The 23,391-nt window shown below is 37.8% G+C and carries 19 protein-coding genes; 10 read left to right on the top strand and 9 right to left on the bottom strand.

Features of this window, described 5'->3' with window-relative positions:
• Nucleotides 1-81: 81 nt before the first annotated feature.
• Together CRO15_RS01160 and CRO15_RS01155 are read right to left on the bottom strand one after the other, a co-directional pair.
• The gene (locus CRO15_RS01160; protein ID WP_097043895.1) at nt 82-1,674 is read right to left on the bottom strand and encodes a RagB/SusD family nutrient uptake outer membrane protein; all 1,593 of its coding nucleotides are present in this window, start codon (nt 1,672-1,674) and stop codon (nt 82-84) included.
• Nucleotides 1,675-1,691: 17 nt separating this feature from the next.
• Nucleotides 1,692-4,817, bottom strand: a complete 3,126-nt coding sequence (locus tag CRO15_RS01155) for a SusC/RagA family TonB-linked outer membrane protein (protein WP_097043894.1) — start codon at nt 4,815-4,817, stop codon at nt 1,692-1,694.
• Between the two features lie 373 nt (nt 4,818-5,190).
• Between CRO15_RS01155 and CRO15_RS01150 the strand changes: the two genes are divergently transcribed.
• The 3 genes from CRO15_RS01150 (at nt 5,191) to CRO15_RS01140 (ending at nt 10,442) form a co-directional block, all read left to right on the top strand.
• Nucleotides 5,191-6,210 carry a LacI family DNA-binding transcriptional regulator gene (locus CRO15_RS01150; protein WP_097043893.1) on the top strand — a complete coding sequence of 340 codons (1,020 nt, stop codon included), beginning with the start codon at nt 5,191-5,193 and terminating at the stop codon, nt 6,208-6,210.
• Nucleotides 6,211-6,267: 57 nt separating this feature from the next.
• Nucleotides 6,268-8,574 (top strand): glycoside hydrolase family 65 protein, encoded by a 2,307-nt coding sequence (locus CRO15_RS01145; protein WP_097043892.1) that lies wholly within the window; start codon nt 6,268-6,270, stop codon nt 8,572-8,574.
• Nucleotides 8,575-8,663: 89 nt separating this feature from the next.
• Nucleotides 8,664-10,442 (top strand): alpha-amylase family protein, encoded by a 1,779-nt coding sequence (locus tag CRO15_RS01140; protein WP_097043891.1) that lies wholly within the window; start codon nt 8,664-8,666, stop codon nt 10,440-10,442.
• A 49-nt stretch (nt 10,443-10,491) separates the two neighbouring features.
• On the opposite strand, the gene CRO15_RS01135 is transcribed toward CRO15_RS01140, so the two are convergent.
• Nucleotides 10,492-10,914: a hypothetical protein gene (locus CRO15_RS01135; protein ID WP_097043890.1), complete on the bottom strand. Its 423-nt coding sequence runs from the start codon at nt 10,912-10,914 to the stop codon at nt 10,492-10,494.
• Nucleotides 10,915-11,160: 246 nt separating this feature from the next.
• Between CRO15_RS01135 and CRO15_RS01130 the strand changes: the two genes are divergently transcribed.
• Both CRO15_RS01130 and CRO15_RS01125 read left to right on the top strand, forming a co-directional pair.
• On the top strand, nt 11,161-11,853 hold the full coding sequence (locus CRO15_RS01130) for a glycerophosphodiester phosphodiesterase (RefSeq protein WP_097043889.1): 693 nt from the start codon (nt 11,161-11,163) through the stop codon (nt 11,851-11,853).
• Complete coding sequence (locus CRO15_RS01125; RefSeq protein WP_097043888.1) at nt 11,853-13,130, top strand: BaiN/RdsA family NAD(P)/FAD-dependent oxidoreductase; 1,278 nt, start codon at nt 11,853-11,855, stop codon at nt 13,128-13,130. The genes CRO15_RS01130 and CRO15_RS01125 overlap by 1 nt, the downstream gene beginning before the upstream one ends.
• Nucleotides 13,131-13,133: 3 nt before the next feature.
• Here the strand turns inward: CRO15_RS01125 and CRO15_RS01120 are convergent, their stop codons facing one another.
• Both CRO15_RS01120 and glpK read right to left on the bottom strand, forming a co-directional pair.
• A complete protein-coding gene (locus tag CRO15_RS01120; protein ID WP_097043887.1) occupies nt 13,134-13,862 on the bottom strand; it encodes an MIP/aquaporin family protein in 729 nt (242 codons plus the stop codon).
• Nucleotides 13,863-13,897: 35 nt separating this feature from the next.
• Entirely contained in the window at nt 13,898-15,394 is a 1,497-nt protein-coding gene (gene glpK / locus CRO15_RS01115) for a glycerol kinase GlpK (RefSeq protein ID WP_097043886.1), read from the bottom strand.
• Between the two features lie 71 nt (nt 15,395-15,465).
• Between glpK and CRO15_RS01110 the strand changes: the two genes are divergently transcribed.
• A complete protein-coding gene (locus CRO15_RS01110; RefSeq protein ID WP_097043885.1) occupies nt 15,466-16,002 on the top strand; it encodes a DUF1697 domain-containing protein in 537 nt (178 codons plus the stop codon).
• Here CRO15_RS01110 and CRO15_RS01105 read toward each other — a convergent pair.
• A complete protein-coding gene (locus CRO15_RS01105; RefSeq protein WP_097043884.1) occupies nt 15,999-16,472 on the bottom strand; it encodes a TspO/MBR family protein in 474 nt (157 codons plus the stop codon). The two genes, CRO15_RS01110 and CRO15_RS01105, sit on opposite strands and share 4 nt — an antisense overlap.
• Before the next feature lie 93 nt (nt 16,473-16,565).
• On the opposite strand from CRO15_RS01105, the gene CRO15_RS01100 reads away from it, so the two are divergent.
• The 4 genes from CRO15_RS01100 to CRO15_RS01085 all read left to right on the top strand — a co-directional run bounded on the left by CRO15_RS01100 (nt 16,566) and on the right by CRO15_RS01085 (nt 20,527).
• Complete coding sequence (locus tag CRO15_RS01100; RefSeq protein ID WP_097043883.1) at nt 16,566-17,660, top strand: diphosphomevalonate decarboxylase; 1,095 nt, start codon at nt 16,566-16,568, stop codon at nt 17,658-17,660.
• Nucleotides 17,661-17,723: 63 nt separating this feature from the next.
• Nucleotides 17,724-18,662 carry a mevalonate kinase family protein gene (locus CRO15_RS01095; protein ID WP_097043882.1) on the top strand — a complete coding sequence of 313 codons (939 nt, stop codon included), beginning with the start codon at nt 17,724-17,726 and terminating at the stop codon, nt 18,660-18,662.
• A gap of 9 nt (nt 18,663-18,671) precedes the next feature.
• A complete protein-coding gene (locus CRO15_RS01090; RefSeq protein ID WP_097043881.1) occupies nt 18,672-19,577 on the top strand; it encodes a geranylgeranylglycerol-phosphate geranylgeranyltransferase in 906 nt (301 codons plus the stop codon).
• Nucleotides 19,577-20,527, top strand: a complete 951-nt coding sequence (locus CRO15_RS01085) for a carbon-nitrogen hydrolase family protein (RefSeq protein WP_097043880.1) — start codon at nt 19,577-19,579, stop codon at nt 20,525-20,527. Before CRO15_RS01090 ends, CRO15_RS01085 begins: the two co-directional genes overlap by 1 nt.
• 186 nt (nt 20,528-20,713) lie before the next feature.
• Here CRO15_RS01085 and CRO15_RS01080 read toward each other — a convergent pair whose 3' ends face one another.
• The 3 genes from CRO15_RS01080 to CRO15_RS01070 form a co-directional block, all read right to left on the bottom strand.
• Nucleotides 20,714-21,154: an SRPBCC domain-containing protein gene (locus CRO15_RS01080; protein WP_097043879.1), complete on the bottom strand. Its 441-nt coding sequence runs from the start codon at nt 21,152-21,154 to the stop codon at nt 20,714-20,716.
• Between the two features lie 17 nt (nt 21,155-21,171).
• Nucleotides 21,172-22,101 carry a helix-turn-helix domain-containing protein gene (locus CRO15_RS01075; protein ID WP_097043878.1) on the bottom strand — a complete coding sequence of 310 codons (930 nt, stop codon included), beginning with the start codon at nt 22,099-22,101 and terminating at the stop codon, nt 21,172-21,174.
• A gap of 144 nt (nt 22,102-22,245) precedes the next feature.
• Nucleotides 22,246-23,346 carry an SGNH/GDSL hydrolase family protein gene (locus tag CRO15_RS01070; protein WP_243396872.1) on the bottom strand — a complete coding sequence of 367 codons (1,101 nt, stop codon included), beginning with the start codon at nt 23,344-23,346 and terminating at the stop codon, nt 22,246-22,248.
• Nucleotides 23,347-23,391: the final 45 nt, after the last annotated feature.

Genomic DNA, 23,391 nt, shown 5'->3' with positions numbered 1-23,391 from the left:
TTAGCTCTGTTATTTCGATAAAAAAAAGGCTGCCATTTGGCAGCCTTCTCAAATAATCAAATAAACTTAAAACTTAGATTGTTAATACCCGGGATTTTGTACCAGGTTTGGATTAGCTAATAGCTGTGCAGCAGGAATTGGGAACAGCTCATAAGTTGAATTTCCAATCGAGTTTGCTGCCTTAAACTCCCAATCTCTTGTATATTGTCCAAAACGAATCATATCATTTCTTCTCCAGGATTCGGCATATAGTTCGCGACCTCTCTCATCCAACAACTGTTGTTCGCTAACGGTACCAAATGGTGTCGCACCTCTAATGGCCCTTAGTTCATTCACCAAAGCGGTAGGGTCTCCACCACTACGCATTAATGCTTCGGCTTTCATTAGATGTGCATCTGCATATCTAAAAACTATTTCATGGGGCTCATCACCTCCACCATATTTTGGGTGGTATTTAATAACACGAATACCGGTAGTTTCATCATTGTTAATTAAGCTGTTATTCCCAGAACCGTCCTGAAAATTTCTTTTGAAAGTTAATGGAGCACCTGCTCTATCTTTCAATGCTGTTCCGTCTAGATCATATTGCTGACCGATCAAGAAACCAAAACCAACATTAGATCCGTCTTCTAATCCACCATTATCTGAAGTTCCTTCCTCACCGGTAAAAGCAGTTCCTTCTGTTGGCACAAATCCTCTTCGTTCTTCTTGTGTACCTCCAACCGGGTTACTATTGGCATCACCTTCAAACAAATCATAGTATTCTGCCAAAGTGCTGAAACCGTTCCATCCACCACCTCTTAAAGCAGTTGAGTTGTAATGAAGGCCATTGAAAATACGGTTACCAGTACTTGATCTTAATGACCATATAGTTTCATTGTCTGCAGTATTTCGGAATAAATCAAAATACCCTGCTTGCAATCCATAGCCTTCTGAAGCTATTTCATCTACCAATGAAACTACCTGAGCCATATCTGCTGATTCCGCCGTTCCATCAATATAGATAAACTTGTTAAGCAAAACCTTGGCTTTTAGAAATTTTGCAGCTGCTTTACTGGCACGACCATTGGCTTCTCCGCTACTGGCACTTACACTTGGTAATTTAGAAATAGCTTGTTCCAAATCTGCTAAAATAAAATCTAAGGCCGCCTGACCTGTTAAAACTTCAGGTATGGATGATGAAGGTAAGGTTACATCCCTAAACGGAACCTGCCCAAACAAGTCTAAAATTATCCACATTGAATATGCTCTTACAAAACTGGCGTCGCCAATGTTTTGGTCACTTGGATTACTTCTGGAATCCAATATCTGTGAAGCAATTAACTGGTTGGCATTCCAATCGTTAAATGGAGTTACAATGTCAACAGCTTCTGCATTCCACTCATGCGTATGCAAATTTCTCCAGCGACCATTATCTCCCCAGTCGGTTCCTCTTGTTGGAACCAAAGCGGCATCGGTGGTAACTTCATTTAGTGCATACAGATTTGCTTGGTCACCATATTGTCCATTAAGTCTATTGTACAATTCGTCAACAGAGGAAGATGGGTTTGCCAATCCTTGAAATCCATCACTAATTAGTGAATCAGTTTCTTCGATTTCTAAGTTCGTACAGGCAGAGAATACCAATACGAAAGAGAAAGCGAATAAGTAAACTTTATTAATTATTCTTTTCATGATTTACAATTTTTTATTTAAAATGACGCGTTGATACCAAAGGTGATTGTTCTTGGTGCAGGGAAAGCCGCCCAGTCAATACCTCTTGTAGGAACTCCTGAGCCTAAATCTCCTGTAGCAACAGTAACCTCGGGATCAATACCACTATAATCGGTAATGAGGAATAGGTTTTGCCCGGTAACAGAAAGGCGCAAACTTTTTAGTAGTCCTTCTCCGCTAACTGGCCAATTGTAACCAAGGGTTGCGTTTTGCATTCTTACAAAATCACCTTTTTCAAGAAATCTTGTTGAAACGTCTGCTGATGCACCACCAGCTTCACCACTTGTTAAAACGTTTTGTGTAACGTTACGTGCATTGTTTATAGAACCGGCGGTAAAGAAACCATTGGCTGTGTTGTTGTATACGGAGAAGCCAAACTGACCTGCAAAGTAAGCAGACAAATCCCAGTTCTTGACATTCAAGTTTAGAGAGAGGCCAGTTGTAATGTCTGGTAAGGCATCTTCCCCTATAAATGTTTGATCACCAATTGGATCGCCTGTTCCATTACCATCAACATCTGTGTAAATTGGGAAGCCATCACTGTCGAACCCTTCAAAAATAGCCATGTAATAAGAGAATAGCGAGTGACCAGCTTCAAAACGCTGAGCAAATGCACCAGATAACCCTTGTCCGTTAATTTCGCCCGTATTAATTGAACTGGCAAAATCCAATACTTCGTTTTCATTGTACGCAACATTGAATGAAGTAGAGAAATTAACATCCTGAGTTTGGATCCAATCATATGAAAGACCAAGTTCAACCCCTTTGTTAATTATGGAAGCATCTTGGTTACCAAACTGGAATGGGTCAATTGCCGGAGCGGCCGGAGGAGTTCTCAAAAGTACATCTGTAGTTTCGTTTCGGTAAACATCAAGACTACCACTAAAGCGGTCATCACCGAAACCAAAATCAAGACCTACGTTAAGGTTGAGTGTTGGTTCCCATTTCAAATCAGGAACATCAGTGGCGACAATGACCAAACCATTTTGGTTAACTTCCATGTTATCTTGAATTGTAAGGTCAGAGAAGCGCTGTCTAGCTACAAAATTTCCGTAACCTAAACCATCCTGGTTTCCGGTAACACCAGCACTTAAACGTAACTTTAAAGTAGATACATTATCACCAACAAAGTCTTCTTCGGCAAGTTGCCATGCAAATGCTGCAGAAGGGAAATATCCATATTGATTTTCTGGTCCAAACCTTGAAGAACCATCTGCCCTAACTGTGGCTGTAAAAAGATACTTGTCTGCTATAGAATAGTTTACGCGACCAAAGAAAGACTGCAGTTCATCGGTGTTGTCAAAGAAATCTGCAACTATTGCTCGTACAGGCCTATCACCATTAAATGTAACCGGATCCCCGGCAACATCTGTAGGGAATAATCTATTTGCTAGAACCAAAGGAGTATTAACTCCGTAGTAAAATTGTTGGAAACTACCTGGAATTACACCTTGTATCGTATTTACGGTGTTTTTCAAGTCATCACCAATTTGATTAAGATTAGCTGTGGTGAAACCTCTACCGTTAGTATTTTTTCCTCTTGTCTGGAAATCTTGGAAGGAATAACCAACCAAAACATCAAACTTTGAGTTTTCAAATTCTTTTTTATAGTTTACTGTAACCTCTAAGAGACGGTTCTCTTTTTCGAGTGTATTGAATGCGCCAAAACCAATATCCTCAATTCCGGATAAATTTTGGATATCTCCTGATAGGGCTGAGATTGCTTCACTTTCAGAAGTATCGTAACCTAAATTAACTTTAGCACTTAACTCTGGAGTAAAGGTGTATTCAAGTGATCCATTGACAAGGATTCTGTCCGTAAAAGTTTGAAGTTGTGAATACTGCAGTAAATTAGCTGGTAATATCTGAGTGCCTCCATCTGTGAAATTTGGGTTAGTTGGCCATGTTGGGTTTGCAGAGTAAACCGCGCCTAAAACATCTCCTCTAAACCCTGCTGTTGCACTAAACGGAGCTGTTTCATCGTTAGTTCTAGAGATGGTTGCTGAAAGTCCAACAGTTAATTTATCATCAAAAAACCTATGTCGTGCATTAACCCTTCCAGTTATTCTTTCTAAGTCAGTTTTCTTAACAACTCCAAATTGCTTGCTATAACCAAGGGTGGCTCTAACATTACCTTTTCCGTAGTTATTAGAGTAGGACAAGTTGTTGTTCGTTGAAGCAGCTCTCCTTGAAATAAAATCTTGCCAATTTGTATTTGCCCCAAAATCTACAGCGGAAGCATTTCCGCCAAATTGGGTTACTCCACTTAAAAATGTATCACGATCCAATAGGTCATAATCTTTTGCTGGAGAAGCAATGCTCAAACTTGATGAGAATTCAAAAACACCACCTTGGCTGCCTTTTCCAGTTTTAGTGGTTATGATAACAACACCATTGGCCCCACGCGAACCATAAATTGCCGTTGCAGAAGCATCTTTTAAGATACTGATACTTTCAATATCCGATGGATTCAAAAAGTTCAAAGGATTTCTTACTGCCGTGGCACCAAGCCCGGAATCACCAGCTGGAGATGTGTTGTCACCAGATAATGGAATACCATCTACAACAAACAGTGGATTGTTGTTGGCACGAACGGAATTGGAGCCTCTAATGTTAACTGAAATACCAGCTCCAGGCTCACCACTACTTTGAGAGATATTAACACCAGCTGTCTTACCTTGAATCAATTGTTCTGGGGAAGAAATAACACCTCCATTGAAATCATCTGCTGTAACAGCTGTTACAGATCCAGTTGCATCCTTGATTGTTGTAGTACCGTACCCAATAATTACGACCTCGTCCAAGGCTTGAGCATCTTCTTGCAACGTTACGTTGATTGAAGCTTGTCCGTTGAAGTTAACTTCTTGCGTGCTAAAACCAATGTAGCTAAAAACGATTACTGAACCGTTATCAACATTGTTCAAGGTGTAATTACCATCAAAATCGGTTTGCGTACCGTTGGTTGTCCCTTTTACAAGGACACTGGCCCCCGGCAAGGGTCCATTCGCATCAGAAACAGTACCGGATACTGTCTGGGCTTTAGCTATTCCAAAGCATAAAAATGCCCCAAGTAGCAGAAAGCTCTTTAGTAGCGTAATCTTCATAAATAATTAATTTTAAGTTTAGTTAATCTTAGTTCAAGTGTTAAACATATATAAAAATTATGTTAAACGAAATTTAAGTGTAGCGCAACACCGAACGAAAACGGTTTCGTGTTGATAACTTTAAAAGAGTGAAAGAATATTAAAATAATAAAGATTAAATTGTTTGAATGATAATTTAATCTATGTGATTTAAAGAAATCCGCAATTTTTTGACTAATATACAATTTTATTTATTAAGCCTAATTAAAGACTTTTCTTACCTTTATTATAAGTTATTGCATGGCTTGTTGTTAAAAAAAATGTTAAGGATAAGTCAATGGTTTTTAATGATTAATTTCAGGGCCGGAATCCACAAAATCAAACTTTTTATTTTTTGAAAGCAAAAATTACTTTAAAGGATATTGCAAGAGAACTCGAAGTCTCTATTTCTACTGTTTCAAAAGCATTAAAGAACAGTGAGGAGATAAGTAGGGACACAAAAGAAAAAGTCCAGGCTTTTGCCAAACTTTATAATTATAAGCCAAACAATATTGCCATTAGTCTTAAAAATAAAAGGACTAAAAATATAGGTGTTGTTATTCCTGCAATAGTTCATCATTTTTTTACAACGGTAATCCGTGGGATAGAAAAATATGCAAATGCAAGAGGATATAATGTTATAGTATGTCTTTCTGAAGAGTCATTTGACAAAGAAGTAATTAATATGGAGATGCTTGCCAATGGGAGCATTGATGGTTTTATAATGTCTCTTTCTTCTGAAACACAACAAAAAGGTGACTATAACCATTTAAAGGAAGTTACCGAACAAGGAATTCCCGTAGTGCTGTTTGACCGAATTACAAATGAGATTGATTGCGACAAGGTAATTATAGACGATCAGATGGGAGCGTATGTGGCCACAAAAAAGCTGATAGAACAGGGGAGAAAAAAAATAGCTCTAATTACAACGGATGACTATTTAAGTGTGAGCAAGGCCAGAACAGAGGGATATAGAAAAGCCTTGTTGGAGAGTGAGCTGGATATTGATGAGTCCATAATACTTAAATTGTCTACCATGGAAATGGATGAAGAGCGCATTAGAGATTTCTTTGATGCTCAAGAAGTAGATGCTGTACTCTGTGTAAACGAGATTTTTACAGTGTTCAGCATGCGCCTAGTCCAAAAAAAGGGGTTAAAAATCCCAGAAGATATTTCATTTATCGGTTTTACCGATGGATTGTTGTCCAAATATGCCAACCCCAGTTTAACGGTAGTTGCCCAGCATGGTGAAAAAATGGGAGAAATTTCTGCTCAAATGCTCATAGATAAAGTTGAAAGTGAAGAGGAAGAGGAATCATTTCATACCAAAATATTGGAGCCTACATTGGTTATTAGGAATTCCACAATTAATTAAATTTGCAGCTTTTTTGAGCGAGTGATCAAGATTTAACTTACCAGTTTAATTAAGCAAATGAATCAAGATTATATAAAAGCAGACCCCTGGTCTGTCATAGAAGAGGGCTTTGATAAAGAACAAGTAAAATCCTCTGAAAGTTTGTTCAGCATAGGAAACGGTGCTATGGGGCAACGTGCTAATTTTGAGGAACAATACTCTGGAGAAACTTTTCAAGGAAGCTATATTGCCGGTGTTTATTATCCTGACAAGACCAGAGTGGGCTGGTGGAAAAATGGTTACCCAGAATACTTCGCAAAAGTATTGAATGCACCTAACTGGATAGGGATAGATGTTTTTATAAATGGTGAGCCTCTGGATTTGAACACATGTAAAAGTGTTTCAAACTTCAAAAGAGAACTCAACATGAAAGAAGGTTGGTATAAGCGAAGCTTTACCGCAACCATGCCAAATAACTTTGAGGTAGCTATAGAAGTCACTAGGTTTTTATGTGTTGATTTGGATGAAGTAGGGGCAATTCAATACAATCTACAAGTTTTGAATGCCAATGCCGAAGTTATCCTATTACCCTATTTGGACAGTGGCATCACCAATGAAGACAGTAATTGGGAGGATAAGTTTTGGAACACTACCAAGATTACATCTGATGATAACAGAGCTTTTATTGAATCGCATACCATGAAGACCAATTTTGCGGTCTGCACATTTATGCAAACAGCGCTTCATATTGATGGTGACAAGGTAGATGCAAGCCCAATAACCAAAAAGGACGAACTTTCTATTGGAAATTCATATAGTGTTGAGGTCAAGAAAAATGAAAAAGTGACCCTGACAAAATATGGAGGTTATACGGTAGATAGAAACCATTCCAAAGACCAGTTGCTAAAAGCGGCTAATACCGTTTTGGATCAAGCCTCAAAATATGGATTCGAAACACTGCTCCAAAAACAAATAGAAGCATGGGCTAAGATTTGGGAAATGAGTGATATCACTATTGAAGGTGATGTAAAAGCACAGCAGGGTATCCGTTTTAATATCTTTCAATTGAACCAAACCTATTTGGGAAAGGACTCCCGGTTGAATATTGGGCCAAAAGGATTCACAGGAGAAAAATATGGTGGAAGTACCTATTGGGATACAGAAGCATATTGCCTTCCTTTTTATATGGCAACCAAAAACCAAGATGTAGCTTGGAATTTGTTGGAATATCGCTACAACCATTTGGAAAAAGCCATAGAAAATGCAGAAAAGCTAGGTTTTAAAAATGGAGTTGCTCTTTATCCCATGGTAACCATGAACGGCGAAGAATGCCATAACGAATGGGAAATTACTTTTGAGGAAATTCACAGGAACGGAGCTATTGCCTTCGCCATTTATAATTATCACAGATTTACAGGCGATTACAGTTACATCCCAAAAATGGGAATGGAAGTATTGATCGGTATTGCTAGATTTTGGCATCAGCGAACAAATTTTTCCGAAGACAAACAAAAGTATGTCATGCTTGGGGTTACGGGTCCCAATGAATATGAAAACAATGTCAATAACAACTGGTATACCAACTATTTAGCCAAATGGTGCATCAACTACGCTTTGGAACAACTTGATGTGATTAAGGACAAATATTCGGAGGATTACAAGATACTTGTATCAAAAACCAAGCTGACTTCGGCAGAAACTGAAGATTGGGCCAAGGCTGCCAATAACATGTATTTTCCATTTTCAGAAAAGCATCAGGTGTACTTGCAGCAAGATGGATTTTTGGACAAGGAAATGATTAAAGTGGAAGATTTGAGCAGGTCCGATAGGCCCATCAACCAAAAATGGAGCTGGGACAGAATTTTACGTTCGCCATACATAAAACAAGCTGATGTTTTGCAGGGATTCTACTTTTTTGAAGATGATTTCACCAATGAAGAGCTAGAAAAACACTTTGATTTCTATGAACCCTTTACCGTACACGAATCCTCTTTATCTCCATGTGTGCATAGCATTCAGGCGGCTAAATTGGGGCGAATGGACCAAGCATACACTTTTTACTTGAGAACTTCAAGATTGGATTTGGATGATTACAACAAAGAAGTGGAAGAAGGACTTCACATTACCTCCATGGCCGGAACCTGGATGAGCATTGTGGAAGGTTTTGGGGGAATGCGGGTAAAGAACAATCAACTTTGTTTTACCCCTCAAATTCCAAAACAATGGACTTCCTATTCCTTTAAAATCAATTTCAGGAATCAGATAGTTACCATTACGGTTTCGGAAAAAGGCACTGACTTTGAAATTTCTGGCTCCAACGAGTTAATGATACAAGTAAATGATAAACAGGTAAAACTGCTTCCAGGAAAAATTGTGCATGTGTGAAAAGACTATGCTACGGTATCGTTGTAACACTTATTGCAGTTTTGTGCTCATGTCAAAATACGGTAAATACTAAACCACATCAGCCAATAATGAAAAAGAAGACCGTAGTCTATCAGGTTTTTACCCGACTTTTTGGAAATACCAATTCCACCAACAAACCTTGGGGGACCATTGAAGAAAACGGTGTTGGAAAATTCTCGGATTTTACGGATAAGGCACTGGCGGAAATCAAGGACTTAGGAGTGACCCATATTTGGTACACCGGGGTACTTCATCACGCTGTAATTAATGATTATACGGCTTATGGAATTTCCAATGATGATCCAGATGTTGTAAAAGGTCGTGCGGGATCTCCTTATGCCGTTAAAGATTATTATAATGTCAATCCAGATTTGGCTGTTGATGCTTCAAAACGATTGGACGAATTCAAGGAATTGGTCAAAAGAACCCATAAGGCTGGAATGAAAGTCATTATTGATATTGTGCCCAATCACATCGCCAGAAATTATGAAGGGTTGACCAATCCAGAAGGGGTAGTGGATTTTGGGGCAAATGATAATACGGATGTGGAGTATGATGTAAACAACAACTTTTACTATATCCCCGGAACAGAATTTAGTGTGCCCCAATGGCAAGATGGCTATCTGCCGTTGGGTGGAGAGGAAAACGAACTATCAGATTCAAAGTTTAAAGAAACTCCTGCGAAGTGGACAGGAAATGGTTCGCGTTTGACCCAACCACATTTTAATGATTGGTACGAAACGGTAAAAATCAATTATGGAGTCCGACCAGATGGGTCAAAAGATTTTGAAGAACTGCCCCAAGAGTTTGCCCAAAAAGGCCACCAGGCCCATTTTGAGTTTTGGAACAATAAATCCATACCGGACTCTTGGAACAAGTTTAAGGATATTGCACTCTATTGGCTAGATTTTGGGGTTGATGGTTTTCGTTTTGACATGGCCGAAATGGTACCAGTGGAATTTTGGAGCTTTTTGAATTCCAATATCAAAATGAAAAACCCGGATGCGTTTTTGTTAGCTGAAGTATATAATCCAAATTTATATAGGGACTACATCCATAAAGGAAAAATGGATTACCTGTATGACAAAGTGGAATTGTATGATAGTATAAAACATATTATGAAGGGCTATGGGTGGACAGACCATATTCCTGTGGTACAAAAAGGAATGGCTGATATTGAGCATCATATGCTCCATTTTTTAGAAAACCATGATGAACAGCGGATTGCAAGTCCGGACTTTGTAGGTAAAGCTGAACTGGCAAAACCTGCCATGGTTGTTTCTGCAACTTTGAGTACCTCGCCTACCATGATTTATTTTGGTCAGGAAGTTGGTGAGCCCGGAGCTGAGGATGCAGGATTTGGAAAACCTTCCCGTACTTCAATTTTTGATTACATCGGAGTGCCCCATCACCAAAGATGGATGAACAATAAGCAATTTGATGGAGGGCAGTTATCCAATGACGAAAAAAAACTCAGGGACTTTTACAAAAGCCTCTTGAATTTTACAATATTAAGTGATGCCTTGATGGGTGAGTATCAAGACATCCATTTTTTCAACAAAGATCGTACAGATGGGTATGATCATCGAGTACTTTCTTTTGTAAGGTGGTGTAAGAATGAAAAGCTGATAATTGTATCCAATTTTGATGCTGATAAAAGCTACGACTTTCAACTTAAGATTCCGGAAGATATTATTGCCAAATGGGAATTGAAAAATCGAGAATATAGTTTAATAGAAGAACTTTATTACGGTGATGGGAAAAAACTCCACATTGAAAATGGAATTGGAGTCATTAATATGGAACTTAAACCCCTAGAATCTTTTATCTTCAGAATTGAGGAATAAAAAAGCGGATTGCAAAGCAATCCGCCAAAGTTTAAAGTTGGTTAATTTGCTATTTTTCCTTTGCTGCAGTTTTTTGATAAATCAATCCAATTACAGCTCCAATAATCCCGTAAAAAATAACTTCTACAATTCCATTGACCAAGGTCCCAGTAATGTCCATAAGTCCCATTAAGGCATAATTTAAGATTCCCATGCCAAATCCCATAAACACACCGATCCAAGCACCGTACTGAAAACCTTCTTTGGCACTGTGGTGACCTCTTGCCCATTTACTATATACAGAACTTAGAACAAAGGCCATAATCACATTGGCTACAGCAATTAAGCCCATATTCATATCTTCACTCAGAAAGCTTTTAAGAGTGTGCCCTTCAAAAAAATCGGCCAAAAGAAATTCCCAGATACCATATCCTAATAAAAACATGGTGATAAAAGCCCCAACTGTGGCTAATAAATTTGATTTTGAAAACATGTCAGTTATATTATTGGTTGATAAAGTGATAAAAGTATTAAATAAAAATTAACAAATTATTAAAATTTGATTTAAAATATTGATGATATGATTGTTATGTTGAGATTTGAAAGAAGTATTCGCATTAAATACCTTATGATCAATCTCGTTTTCATATCGTATTTTTAACATTAACAATGAACCAACATGAAGAAAAATTTACCACTGATCTTATTTCCCGTTTTTTTAATAATAAGTTGTGATCTTATGAATTCTAAACCTTTAATTGTTGGGCATAGGGGAGCCATGGGCCATGCAACTGAAAATACGCTGGCATCTGTGCAAAAGGCAATGGATTTGGGAGTTGATATGATTGAAATTGATGTTTTTAAAATTAAAAGCGGAGAAATAGTTGTATTTCATGATAAGCAGGTAGATAGACTTTCAAACGGTGAAGGTAAAATTGAAGATTACAATATTGAGGATTTAGGACAACTCGTTCTAGATGGCAACCATAAAATTCCAACACTTCAGGACGTATTAATGTTAATTAATAATAAGGTTGCTCTTAATATCGAATTAAAAGGGGTTGGCACAGCAGGAGGAGTGAATCTAATAACCGAGAACTTCATAAAGCAAAGAGGTTGGTCGCCTGATAGTTTTATTATTTCCAGCTTTAAATGGGATGAACTTCGGGCATATCGGGAACTGAACAAGGACATAAAAATTGCTGTTTTAACAGAGGAAGACCCTTTACAAGCAATCCCAGTGGCCAAAGAATTGAGTGCCGATGCTATAAACCCCAACTTCAAAACTCTAACAGAAGAGAATGTGGGTGGAATGCAGAAAGCAGGATTCAAAATTTATACATGGACAGTTAATGAACCGGAAGATATTCAAAAAATGAAGGATTTTGGAGTAGATGGAATCATTACAAACTATCCAGAACGGGCGCATTAATGTTAGATGTTATTATTATTGGAGGTGGTGCAGCAGGTTTTTATGCAGCCATTCATATTGCTGAGCAAGCGCCAGATTTAAAAATTGCCATTTTTGAAAGAGGTAAGAATGTACTTTCCAAGGTGAAGGTCTCTGGTGGGGGTCGTTGTAATGTAACACATGGTGAATTTTCCGCTCAAGAACTTGTCACTAATTATCCCAGAGGGCAAAAAGAGCTTTTGGGACCATTCCATACGCATGCACCAATGGACGTGATGGCTTTTTTTGAAGAACGGGGAATTCCATTAAAAATAGAAGAAGATGGACGGGTTTTTCCTAAGAGCAATTCTTCACAGAGTATTATCGATTGTTTTGTAGGTGAAGCCGAGCGATTGGGGATAAAGGTATTGAAGAATAGTTCGGTAAAACAGTTTCAAAGAAATGAGAAAGATGAAGGCTGGCAAGTTACTACAATGAATAAGCACTACTATGCAAAAAAATTACTTCTTGCCACGGGAAGTAACCCAAAAATATGGATGCAGCTTAAAAAAATAGGCCACAAAATTATTCCGCCTGTTCCCTCTTTATTTACTTTTAATATCAATGATGAGCGAATAAAAGGCATACCCGGGGTTAGTACTTATGCTTATGCCGAAATCTTGCCTAAAAAGATTTTTTCTACACCAAAGACAGGTCTTAAACTTAAAAGTGTGCCCACGGAAGAACCTATTCTGGAATCCGATGGCCCTATTTTAATAACGCATTGGGGATTGAGCGGACCGGCTATTTTGAAACTTTCGGCATGGGGAGCAAATATTTTGAATGATTACCATTATGTTTTTAGGGTTAGTATTAATTGGGTGCCAGAATACACAACTGGGTCTATGGAACTTTTACTTAAAGAAATAAAAGAAGTGGAGGCTAAAAAGACCATTTTGAGGACCAATGCGGTTGATATTCCCAGAAGATTATGGATAAATTTAGTGAAGGCCGCAGGAATTGAAAAAGATTTAAAGTGGGCAGATGTAACCAAGGAAAAGCTTAATGATCTGGCAAAACAACTTACAGCGTGCTCTTTTAGGGTAGAAGGGAAAAGTACTTTTAAAGAAGAGTTTGTGACCGCTGGGGGCATAGATTTAAAAGAAATCAACTTTAAGACTTTTGAGAGCAAGATTATCCCTAATCTTTATTTTGCTGGAGAAATTATCAATGTAGATGCTATAACCGGAGGCTTTAACTTTCAAAATGCATGGACAGGGGCTTATATTGCTGCGCAGGCCATTGCCGCTAATTCTTAATTATTATTGAAGTGCAATTGCTATTCCTGCAGCCAGTGCAGCCCCCAAAATAGGACCTACTACTGGAATCCAAGAATATCCCCACCCATTGGAGCCTTTGTTTTTAATAGGAACCAAAGCATGAATTATTCTAGGGCCCAAATCTCTTGCTGGATTAATTGCGTAACCCGTGGTGCCACCTAAAGATAGACCAATGCCCCAAACAATTAATGCAACCGGCAATGCCCCTAAAGAGCCTAATCCTATAATGGTATTATCCTTTGTTGAAACTGCATCTGTAAAATAAAGAACAGCAAATACGAGAACAAAAGTGCCCAAAATTTCGGTCAACATATTGGTGAAAATATTGGGAATAGCCGGGGCATTGCAAAAAACACCTCTCTTTGTATTCCCATCTTCAGTAACATCAAAATGGTCTTTGTTTATAAGCCAAACAAAAAAGGCTCCAAGCATGGCCCCTATAAATTGGGCAATAATGTAATTTGGAACATCATATATGGAGAATTCGCCAGCCATAGCCAAACCTATTGTTACAGCTGGATTCATATGGGCGCCACTATAAGGTCCAGCAACCACGACTCCCGTATATACTGCAAAAGCCCATCCCGTGGTAATAACAATCCATCCGGAACCACTTCCGTAGGTTTTTTGCAAGGAAACATTGGCATTTACGCCACACCCCAATAAAATTAAAAGAAAAGTGCCTACAATCTCGGCAACAAAAGGAGTCATAACTTTTTTGGTTAAAGATTATTTTTTGATGAAGTTCAATGTTTTTCTGTCCAATACTCCAATGCCTTAATGGCCCTATACCAACCTTGGATTCCTTTTTCTATAAAATCTCGTTGGGTTGATGGACTAAAATGCACATCGGTTTGCCAAATATCTTGAATTTCTTCTGGACTCTCCCAATATTTCACTGCCAATCCTGCTAAATATGCTGCACCCATAACGGTAGTCTCAATAATTTTTGGTCGAATGGTAATGGTATTCAGCACATCTGACTGAAACTGCATGAGCATATTGTTGACTGTAGCTCCTCCGTCAACGCGAAGCTCTTTGATAGAGATTCCTGAATCGGCTTCCATCGCTTTTAAGATATCCATAGTCTGATAAGCAATTGATTCCAAGGCCGCTCGAGCAATATGCGCATCTGTACTCCCTCTTGTAAGGCCAAAAATGGTTCCTTGGGCATGTTGGTTCCAGTGTGGAGCACCCAATCCTGCAAAAGCTGGAACAAAATAAACACCTTCAGAACTTTCAACTGATCCGGCAAGCTGTTCCACTTCTGATGAAGTCTTGATTATTTTTAAGCTATCCCGAAGCCATTGCACCACTGCTCCAGCAATAAAAATGCTGCCTTCAAGAGCATAATGGGTTTTTCCATTTATTTTCCAGGCTACCGTTGTAAGCAAATTATTTTTTGAAACAATAGGTTTTTCCCCAATGTTCATCAACATGAAACAACCTGTGCCATAAGTATTTTTGACCATACCTTGTTTGGTGCACATTTGACCAAATAATGCGGCTTGCTGGTCTCCCGCAATTCCTGCGATTGGGATTTTTGCCGCAAAAAAGTTAGGGCTTGTATGTCCGTAAACTTCACTGGATTGTCTTACTTCCGGAAGCATACTTTTTGGAATAGTCAGGAGTTCAAGAAGTTCATCATCCCACTCCATAGTATTAATGTTGAACATAAGCGTTCGGGAAGCATTGGTAACATCGGTAATATGGAGTGCTCCTTCAGTCATTTTCCAAATAAGCCAAGTATCAATGGTTCCCAAAATCAAATCTCCGGCCACCGCCTTTTCCCTAGCTCCTGCTACGTTGTCCAAAATCCATTTTACCTTGGTTCCAGAAAAGTATGAATCAATGACCAGTCCAGTTTTTTCTCGAATCATTTGAGATTTCCCCTTGCTTTTCAATTCATCACAGTAGTCAGCAGTTCGTTTGTCTTGCCAAACAATGGCATTGTAAATTGGTTCACCGGTATTTTTATCCCAAACCACAACCGTTTCACGTTGATTGGTGATGCCAATGGCGGCTATTTGCTCTCCCTTCAAACTACCTTTGCTAACAGCTTCTGCTGCTATCCCCGCCTGTGTGGCCCAAATTTCTTTGGGATCATGTTCTACCCAGCCCGGTTTGGGAAATATTTGGGTGAATTCTTTTTGGGCAACGGAAATTATGGCTCCCTTTCTATCAAAAACAACGGCTCTTGAACTGGTGGTGCCTTGATCCAAAGCAAGGATGTATTGATTCATTTTAATGGATTTGATGTCAATGAATTTACTAAAATAAATCAGAGTATTTTTGGACTTGATAATTTGTTAATATGAAAACCTATATCGCATTGCTCAGAGGAATCAATGTAAGTGGGCAAAAGAAAATTAAGATGGCAGATTTAAGAGATGCTTTGGAAAAAGGCAATCTTAAAAATGTGAAAACTTATATACAGAGCGGTAATATTGTTTTTGACAGCGCGGAATTGAACAATGCCGCACTTGAAGACAAGATTAAGGATGTAATCTTGACCCGTTTTGGTTTTGAAGTTCCAACAATGGTTGTAACAGGAAGTGAAATTGAGGCTATTATAAAAGCAAATCCTTTTGTGAATAAGACAGAGGAAAGCAACTTGTACTTTGTATTGCTAAAACAATCTCCGGCAAAAGAACATCAGGAGGAATTCAACCAATTGAATTTTGTTAACGAAGATTTCCATGTTACCAATACCTGTGTTTATTTATGTTGTGAAAAAGGATACGGAAAGGCAAAACTTGATAACAACTTTGTGGAAAGAAAATTGAAAGTACAGGCCACAACACGTAATTTAAAAACGATGAACAAATTGGTAGAAATGACAAAAAGCTAGTTCAGTTCCCAGATTTTGTAGTTCAAGAGGGTTGCAAAGCAAATCCAAAGCAAATAGGGCACTAAGAGATAAGCCGCAGTTTTGCTTACAACTTTAAACCATTTAATGGTCAATATAATCAAGGTGAGCAACACCATAATAATGAAGAGAGCTCCCAGAGGGTTCTTCAACCCGAAGAATACAATACTCCATAAGGCATTAAAGAGTAGTTGAAATCCAAAGTGATACAAAGCGGTCTTTACCCAAATATGATGAAACCCTTTAGACCAAACAATGCCAGCAGCAATACCCATCAAAATATAAAGCATGGTCCACACAGGTGCGAATACAGCGTTAGGAGGATTAAAATCTGGCTTGTTCAAGGTAAGGTACCAATCGTTTACTGAACTTTGGGTGGCAAAACTGGACAGAAACCCAATGAGGAGACAAATAGCAACGCTTATAGTAATGTAGATTACTTTTTTCTTCATGATTGGTGCAACTCCGTCTAAAATAAGAATTTATTTGTATCCGCCTCATTGGAAGCAAACAGTATCATTTATATTTGCCCAAATATTTTTCCAATGACCGAGACAGATTTTCTGCCCGACCCATATACTAATTTACCTACAGAAGGTAAGGTTACGTGGAAAGCGCCCAGTAATATTGCTTTGGTTAAATATTGGGGAAAAAAAACAAATCAGATTCCAGCCAATCCATCAGTGAGTTTTACGTTGGATGCCTGTGCTACAACCACTACTATTTTCTTTACCAGAAAAAAAGATACTTCCCAATTTTCTTTTGATCTATTTTTAGAAGGAAAGTCCAAAGAGGATTTTAAGCCCAAAATTCAGGTTTTTTTTGAACGGATTGAAAGGTACATTCCGTTTTTGAAATCATATCACTTCAAAATTGAAACCTCAAATTCCTTTCCCCATAGTAGCGGAATTGCTTCCTCAGCTAGCGGAATGGCAGCCTTGGCATTGTGTCTGGTGGATATGGAGAAAGTGATGAATCCAGAAATGGGCAAGGATTTTTTCAATAGAAAAGCCTCATTTTTGGCCAGATTAGGTTCTGGAAGTGCCTGCAGAAGCATTGAAGGAGATTTGATTCAGTGGGGAGAACATAAGCCAATTGCCGATAGTTCAAATTTATATGGAATTAAATATCCATTCAAAGTAAATCCTGTTTTTAAGAATTTTCATGATACCATTTTATTGGTACATAAAGGTCAGAAGCAAGTAAGTAGTTCAGTTGGGCATAATTTAATGCACAACCATCCATATGCAGAAAGACGTTTTGGGCAGGCCCATGAAAATATGGAGAATTTAAAAACCATTTTTTCAGAAGGAAATTTAGAAGGCTTTATCAAAGTGGTGGAAAGTGAGGCGTTGACACTTCATGCTATGATGATGACAAGTATGCCTTATTTTATTTTGATGAAACCGGATACCTTACAGATTATCAATAAGATTTGGGATTACAGAAAAGACACCAAAATTCCTATTTGTTTTACCTTGGATGCTGGAGCCAATGTTCATGTACTCTATCCAGAGTCGGCAAAAGAAAAGGCAATCCAATTTATTCAGGATGAATTGGTTGCGCATTGTGAGAATGGGCACTATATTTGCGACCGAATTGGCAATGGAGCGCGAAAACTATTGGAAAACACCCAATGATCAGCACTGTTTGCCGTTAGATAGCACAAGCGGGGCAAATTATTTGTATTTTAGAAAGCATAAATGAAAGGACCATTATTTTATTCTAAGATTCTTCTATTTGGGGAGTATGGAATCATCAAAGATTCCAAGGGACTTTCCATTCCCTATAATTTTTTCAAAGGAGCTTTAAAAACCGATGAAAATCCATCTGAACAGGCAAAGAAATCCAATGAAAGCTTAAAATCTTATGTGGATTATCTTAGAAAATTGGAGAGCGAAGAGCAAGGTCTGGTTTCTTTTGATCTTGAAGCTTTGGAGAATGATGTTGCCAAAGGAATGTATTTTGACAGCTCTATTCCGCAAGGGTATGGTATAGGGAGTAGTGGGGCATTAGTGGCCGCTGTTTACGATAAATATGCTACCGATAAGATTACTGTCTTAGAGAACTTGACCCGTGAAAAATTGCTGAAATTAAAGGAGATTTTCGGGAAAATGGAATCTTTCTTCCATGGAAAATCGTCCGGTTTGGATCCATTGAACAGTTATTTGAGCTTACCCATTCTTATCAATTCAAAAGATAACATTGAATCAACAAGTATCCCATCACAAAATAAAGAAGGAAAAGGTGCGGTATTTTTATTGGACAGCGGGATGACCGGTGAGACTGCCCCTATGGTTCAGATTTTTATGGAGAAAATGAAGCAGGAAGGGTTTAGAAGTATGGTGAAAAATCAATTCATTAAGCATACAGATGCCTGTGTTGAAGATTTTCTGAACGGAAATGTAAAGTCTCTGTTTGGAAACCTAAAACAACTTTCCCATGTGGTTTTTGATCATTTTAAACCAATGATTCCCTCTAAGTTCCACCAACTTTGGCAACAAGGGATAGATACGAACGATTACTACCTTAAACTTTGCGGTTCCGGTGGTGGAGGTTATATTTTGGGCTTTACACAAGATTTTGATAAAGCCAAAAAGGCTCTCAAGGGGTACAATTTGGAGGTGGTCTACAACTTCTAAAAATGTCAAATGCTTAGCAGAAAAAATAAACTCCTGCTGTTCAAGTTACTGAGTTTGTTTTCTGTAGTTAGAGGCTATAATATTTTAATAATTACGCTGGCCCAATATTTAGCTTCCATTTATATACTTTCTCCAGATTCACCTTTGTACAATGTAATTTTAGATTTAAACCTTTTTCTTATTGTTACCGCTTCGGCCTTGGTCATAGCAAGCGGCTACATCATCAATAATTTTTACGATGCCGAAAAAGATTTAATCAACAAACCAACCAAAAGTATGTTGGATAGATTGGTGAGTCAACGGTTTAAACTTACCACTTATTTTATACTGAACTTTTTGGCGGTGTTTGCAGCAAGCTATATTTCATTTAGGGCGGTATTCTTTTTCTCGACCTATATTTTTGGAATTTGGTTGTATTCCCATAAGCTAAAACGTATTCCGTTTATTGGCAACCTGGTTTCTGCTTCATTGGCCATTGCCCCCTTTTTTGTGGTTTTTGTTTATTATAAGAATTTTGAGAATGTAATTTTTGTGCATGCCCTGTTCTTGTTTTTGTTGATTTTGGCCCGCGAAATAGTCAAAGATTTGGAAAACATGGCAGGAGATATGGCCCAAAACTACAAAACCATCCCCATCATGTATGGCCCCAAGGTTTCTAAAGTATTTGTTGGATTGCTGGTTATACTTACCCTTGTTCCGGCATTGTTGCTGATCAATAGTTTTGATGTTGGGTATATGTACCTATATTTCCTACTCTGTATTGCCCTATTGGGAGTTTTTATCATTCTGTTATGGAAAGCAAAAAGCAAAAAGCACTATGTTTGGTTGCACAACATCCTAAAATTTATCATAGTGGCTGGCGTTTTTAGTATACTGTTGATTGATGTTGATTTGGTCTTAAATCGGATTTTGTAATGGAGAATCTTTTAAAAGTGGCAATGGCACAAGTTGCCCCCGTTTGGTTGGATAAAAAGGCAACGCTGAACAAGATAGAGGCTACAATTCTAGAGGCTGCTTCGGAAAAAGCAGAGCTTTTGGTTTTTGGAGAAGCTTTTTTACCAGGATACCCTTTCTGGTTGGCCTATACTGAGGGTGCGGCATGGGATTTAAAGGTAAACAAGGAATTACACGCCCATTATGCCAGAAATTCCATTCAGATTGAGGCTGGGGAACTGGACGCCGTTAGTGAGCTGGCCAAAACCCATAAGATGGCCATTTATTTAGGAATGATGGAGCGAGCCAAAGATCGTGGCGGTCATAGTTTGTACTGCTCTTTGGTATACATTGACCAAAAAGGGGAGATAAGATCTGTGCATAGAAAATTGCAACCAACATATGATGAGCGTTTAACATGGGCTCCAGGTGATGGAAACGGACTTCAAGTACATTCCTTAAAACAATTTACTGTAGGAGGGCTAAATTGCTGGGAAAATTGGATGCCCCTACCACGCGCTGCACTGTATGGTCAAGGTGAGAATTTACATGTGGCCGTATGGCCAGGTGGACTACATAACACCAAAGATATTACCCGGTTTATTGCAAGGGAGTCACGAAGCTTTGTGATTTCGGTTTCTTCGTTGATGCAGACTTCAGATTTTCCAAAAGATACTCCACATCTGGGCAAGATTTTGGAAAGAGCACCAAAAGTTTTGGCCAATGGAGGCTCTGCCATTGCAGGACCAGATGGTGAATGGATTGTAGAACCAATAGTGGATAAAGAAGGTCTGATCTATGAAACGTTGGATTTTAACCGCGTGTACGAAGAGCGACAAAATTTTGACCCGGTAGGGCATTATTCAAGACCGGATGTTACCAAATTAAATGTAAATAGGGGCCGACAATCTACGGTTGCGTTTAAGGATTAAGATTTGAGAGTGTTGTTTTAGGATTATTTCTAAACTTTTAGGTATGTCACTTATCGGTTAGTATAAGAAACGTAGGGCAGGTAATAAGCGATACGTTTCGGTTTGGCGACTTTATAAATAAGCACAGACTTTCAAATTAAGCCTAAACCGCCCTATGTTTTTTATACATTGTTATCTGCTGGCTTTTCAGTCAGCAAGCTTTTTCATCACATCAATTACCATATCCCAACCAGTAGCGGATTCGTTATATCTTTTTTCAGCATTTTCTGTTCCTGCAAAGTCTTGTGTCAATTTAAGAACTGTTCCTGATTCAGATTCATTTAATTCATACGTCAGATTAACATAATTTTCAGGAATGTCCTTAATTCCGATATTTGGGTCAAGCATTGTAAAAGAAACTTTTTCTCCGTTTTTAATTTCTGTTATTTCTCCTTTTACGTGAATGATTTCCTGTCCGTCTTCCGTTTTACCTTTCCAAATTATTTCACTTCCAATTGTCCAATCAGATAACACTTCACAACCGAACATATACAGTTTTGTCTTTTCTGGATTAGTTAGTAAATCCCAAACTTGCTTTTTATTTACTTTAAAATCTACTGTTTTTTCAATAATCATTGATTTTTCCATCTTTTTTGAATTTTATATTAAGTGTTCAAATTTGATGAATCATCATTATTCTTGATTGTAGAATCGGGAACATTTCTTATACTATTCGGAGGAATTCCAAACTGTTCTTTAAATGCTTTTGAAAAATGTTGTGGCGAACCATAACCTGTTTCATAAGCAATTTCTTTTGCTGTTTTTGAGGTGCCAAGTAATAACCTTTTTGCTAAGTCCATTCTAACTTGATGAATGTAGCCAAAAACGGTAGTTCCGAAGAGTTCTTTAAAGCCTTTTTTTAGTTTGTACTCATTTAATGCTACTAATTTAGAAAGTTCACATAAGGTTGGTGGGTTTTCTATTCGACCTGTCAATAATTCTTTAGCCTCTATTAACTTAGTTTTATCTTTTTGAGACTTTATATAATTCTGAGTTTTGTGTTCATTATATAATTCAGCTTGAAGTACAAGGAGTTCAATACTTTTAGAAAGTAGAAATAAATCTTTAAGTTCTTTAGAATATTGACAATGTATTATTTCGTTAATTACAGATTGAATCTTGAAATTATTGGTTTTCCATTCAGTAGATAAGATTGAGTTTTCACGATTCATTACTTTTTCTGCAAGTCTCTTTAACGGTTCGTTACCATTTTTTGCTATTTCCACGAATGATTCCGTAGTGAAATTAATTCCAAAAGTTTCAATTCGTTCCGTTTTGTTCTCAACCTCTATTTCGAGTCCATTTGAATACATAATATTATTATGATGTCCAGAAAGTTGAAAAGAAGAATTAAGTTGAGCAAATTTGAAGTCATACGAACCTTGTAAACCGAAATGAAGTCTAACATATTCTGTTTCATTCTTCGATTTATTTGTTCCAAGAGCATTATAGTCAATAACATTATGGGAAATATGAATTTTGTCTAATTCCCAAGATTTTGAAGTTATTTTTTCTATGTTACTCGTTTGGTTCATTTGTTGTTTTGGGCTTGCAGATAACGTTTAAGATATGGTTCGTTTTAATGAACTATATCGACGGATAAGTGAAGTTCGGAAAATTCAACTAAAGATTCAAAGGTTAATTGATGAATTCAGATTATGGATTGATAAAATTCCCAACTACCAGTGAATGTTTTTTTCAATAAAGTTTATTAACTCATTTGCCATTGTTTCCTGATCTTTAATTGAAGGATGGGCGGTAGCTTCGATATAGGGCATAAAATGAGTATAAACAGCCTTGTCATTTAAATTGGCAACTGCTTTTTCAATATAACCTGGCCATTTTGAACCTTCTTTTGTAGCATCCATACATCCAAGCGAACATATGATTTTGGCTTCAGGATATTTTTGTCTTATGTTGGCAATGAACTTTTGATAGGCAGCTATAATTTCATCTTCATCTGGAGCTTCAGTACCAAACCTCACCTTAAACTCCTCATATTCTGGCATGTTAATCAACCAAGAATCATTTTGAAACAAATTGACCACAACAATATCAGGTTTGTACAAAGAAAAATCCCATGTGCTTGTAGAATCTGTGGGAATCAATCTATCGTACATTTCAGGCATTATTAGAGGGTGCCAACTCACCGTTATACCAATACCACTTTTACAGATACATTGATACTTTGCATCAAAATGCCTAGCAGTTATAGCGGCATAACTTAAATAGTTATTGGTGTATGTGCTATCTGGAGAATCTTTTCCGGATAGATCCTCAATCGCATAACCCGCTGTTATGGAGTTGCCATAAAACTCTATTTTTCTTTTAAGGAGCGAAGACTTGGGCAGTATCTTGGCATTTCCTTCAATTTGAAATCCGTAAAAGGAAGTTTTTCCCCGATCCCATTCGGTTCGTTTAAAGATTTCAATGGAATGCCTTCCTTTTGATAACCCAGAAGCTAGTTGGTGGTAACGTTTAGTGGTATCTGGACGAAAAATAAAAGGGTCATTGGCATCAATGATGATGTTGAAATAATTGTCCCCTTTTTCATCTTCAATCAATGCTGCAATTGATTCACCCTCAAAATTGAATTTAATAGAACTGCCAGACCAATATAAATCTACCCTTTTAACTTTTGATGAATCTATTCTACCTGAGTATACAATTTGAGGATTTGAATAATCGACAAACAATTCTTTTCTATTTGTGCAGGCAAAAGCAAGTGCCAATGTGAGTAAAAGAAGTGTTGTTTTGTTAAAGTTAATCATGGTTTTCATTGGCATGGCTATTAGAAAATGAAGTTCGGGAATTTTAAACTAAAA

The organism is Flagellimonas pacifica (genome assembly GCF_900215465.1).
Classification (GTDB): Bacteria; Bacteroidota; Bacteroidia; order Flavobacteriales; family Flavobacteriaceae; genus Flagellimonas; species Flagellimonas pacifica.
The sequence above is the reverse complement of the archived record's forward strand: the minus strand, read 5'-3'. Positions and strand labels throughout refer to the sequence as shown.

Excerpts from the sequence above, each read along its gene's own strand:
- CRO15_RS01085 (WP_097043880.1), top strand. The coding sequence starts at position 19,577 with ATGGAGAATCTTTTAAAAGTGGCAATGGCACAAGTTGCCCCCGTTTGG.
- CRO15_RS01160 (WP_097043895.1), bottom strand. The coding sequence starts at position 1,674 with ATGAAAAGAATAATTAATAAAGTTTACTTATTCGCTTTCTCTTTCGTA.
- CRO15_RS01090 (WP_097043881.1), top strand. The coding sequence starts at position 18,672 with ATGCTTAGCAGAAAAAATAAACTCCTGCTGTTCAAGTTACTGAGTTTG.
- CRO15_RS01155 (WP_097043894.1), bottom strand. The coding sequence starts at position 4,817 with ATGAAGATTACGCTACTAAAGAGCTTTCTGCTACTTGGGGCATTTTTA.
- CRO15_RS01095 (WP_097043882.1), top strand. The coding sequence starts at position 17,724 with ATGAAAGGACCATTATTTTATTCTAAGATTCTTCTATTTGGGGAGTAT.
- CRO15_RS01145 (WP_097043892.1), top strand. The coding sequence starts at position 6,268 with ATGAATCAAGATTATATAAAAGCAGACCCCTGGTCTGTCATAGAAGAG.
- CRO15_RS01120 (WP_097043887.1), bottom strand. The coding sequence starts at position 13,862 with ATGACTCCTTTTGTTGCCGAGATTGTAGGCACTTTTCTTTTAATTTTA.
- CRO15_RS01110 (WP_097043885.1), top strand. The coding sequence starts at position 15,466 with ATGAAAACCTATATCGCATTGCTCAGAGGAATCAATGTAAGTGGGCAA.
- CRO15_RS01080 (WP_097043879.1), bottom strand. The coding sequence starts at position 21,154 with ATGGAAAAATCAATGATTATTGAAAAAACAGTAGATTTTAAAGTAAAT.
- CRO15_RS01130 (WP_097043889.1), top strand. The coding sequence starts at position 11,161 with ATGAATTCTAAACCTTTAATTGTTGGGCATAGGGGAGCCATGGGCCAT.
- CRO15_RS01100 (WP_097043883.1), top strand. The coding sequence starts at position 16,566 with ATGACCGAGACAGATTTTCTGCCCGACCCATATACTAATTTACCTACA.
- CRO15_RS01075 (WP_097043878.1), bottom strand. The coding sequence starts at position 22,101 with ATGAACCAAACGAGTAACATAGAAAAAATAACTTCAAAATCTTGGGAA.
- CRO15_RS01140 (WP_097043891.1), top strand. The coding sequence starts at position 8,664 with ATGAAAAAGAAGACCGTAGTCTATCAGGTTTTTACCCGACTTTTTGGA.
- CRO15_RS01125 (WP_097043888.1), top strand. The coding sequence starts at position 11,853 with ATGTTAGATGTTATTATTATTGGAGGTGGTGCAGCAGGTTTTTATGCA.
- CRO15_RS01105 (WP_097043884.1), bottom strand. The coding sequence starts at position 16,472 with ATGAAGAAAAAAGTAATCTACATTACTATAAGCGTTGCTATTTGTCTC.
- CRO15_RS01135 (WP_097043890.1), bottom strand. The coding sequence starts at position 10,914 with ATGTTTTCAAAATCAAATTTATTAGCCACAGTTGGGGCTTTTATCACC.
- glpK (WP_097043886.1), bottom strand. The coding sequence starts at position 15,394 with ATGAATCAATACATCCTTGCTTTGGATCAAGGCACCACCAGTTCAAGA.
- CRO15_RS01070 (WP_243396872.1), bottom strand. The coding sequence starts at position 23,346 with ATGAAAACCATGATTAACTTTAACAAAACAACACTTCTTTTACTCACA.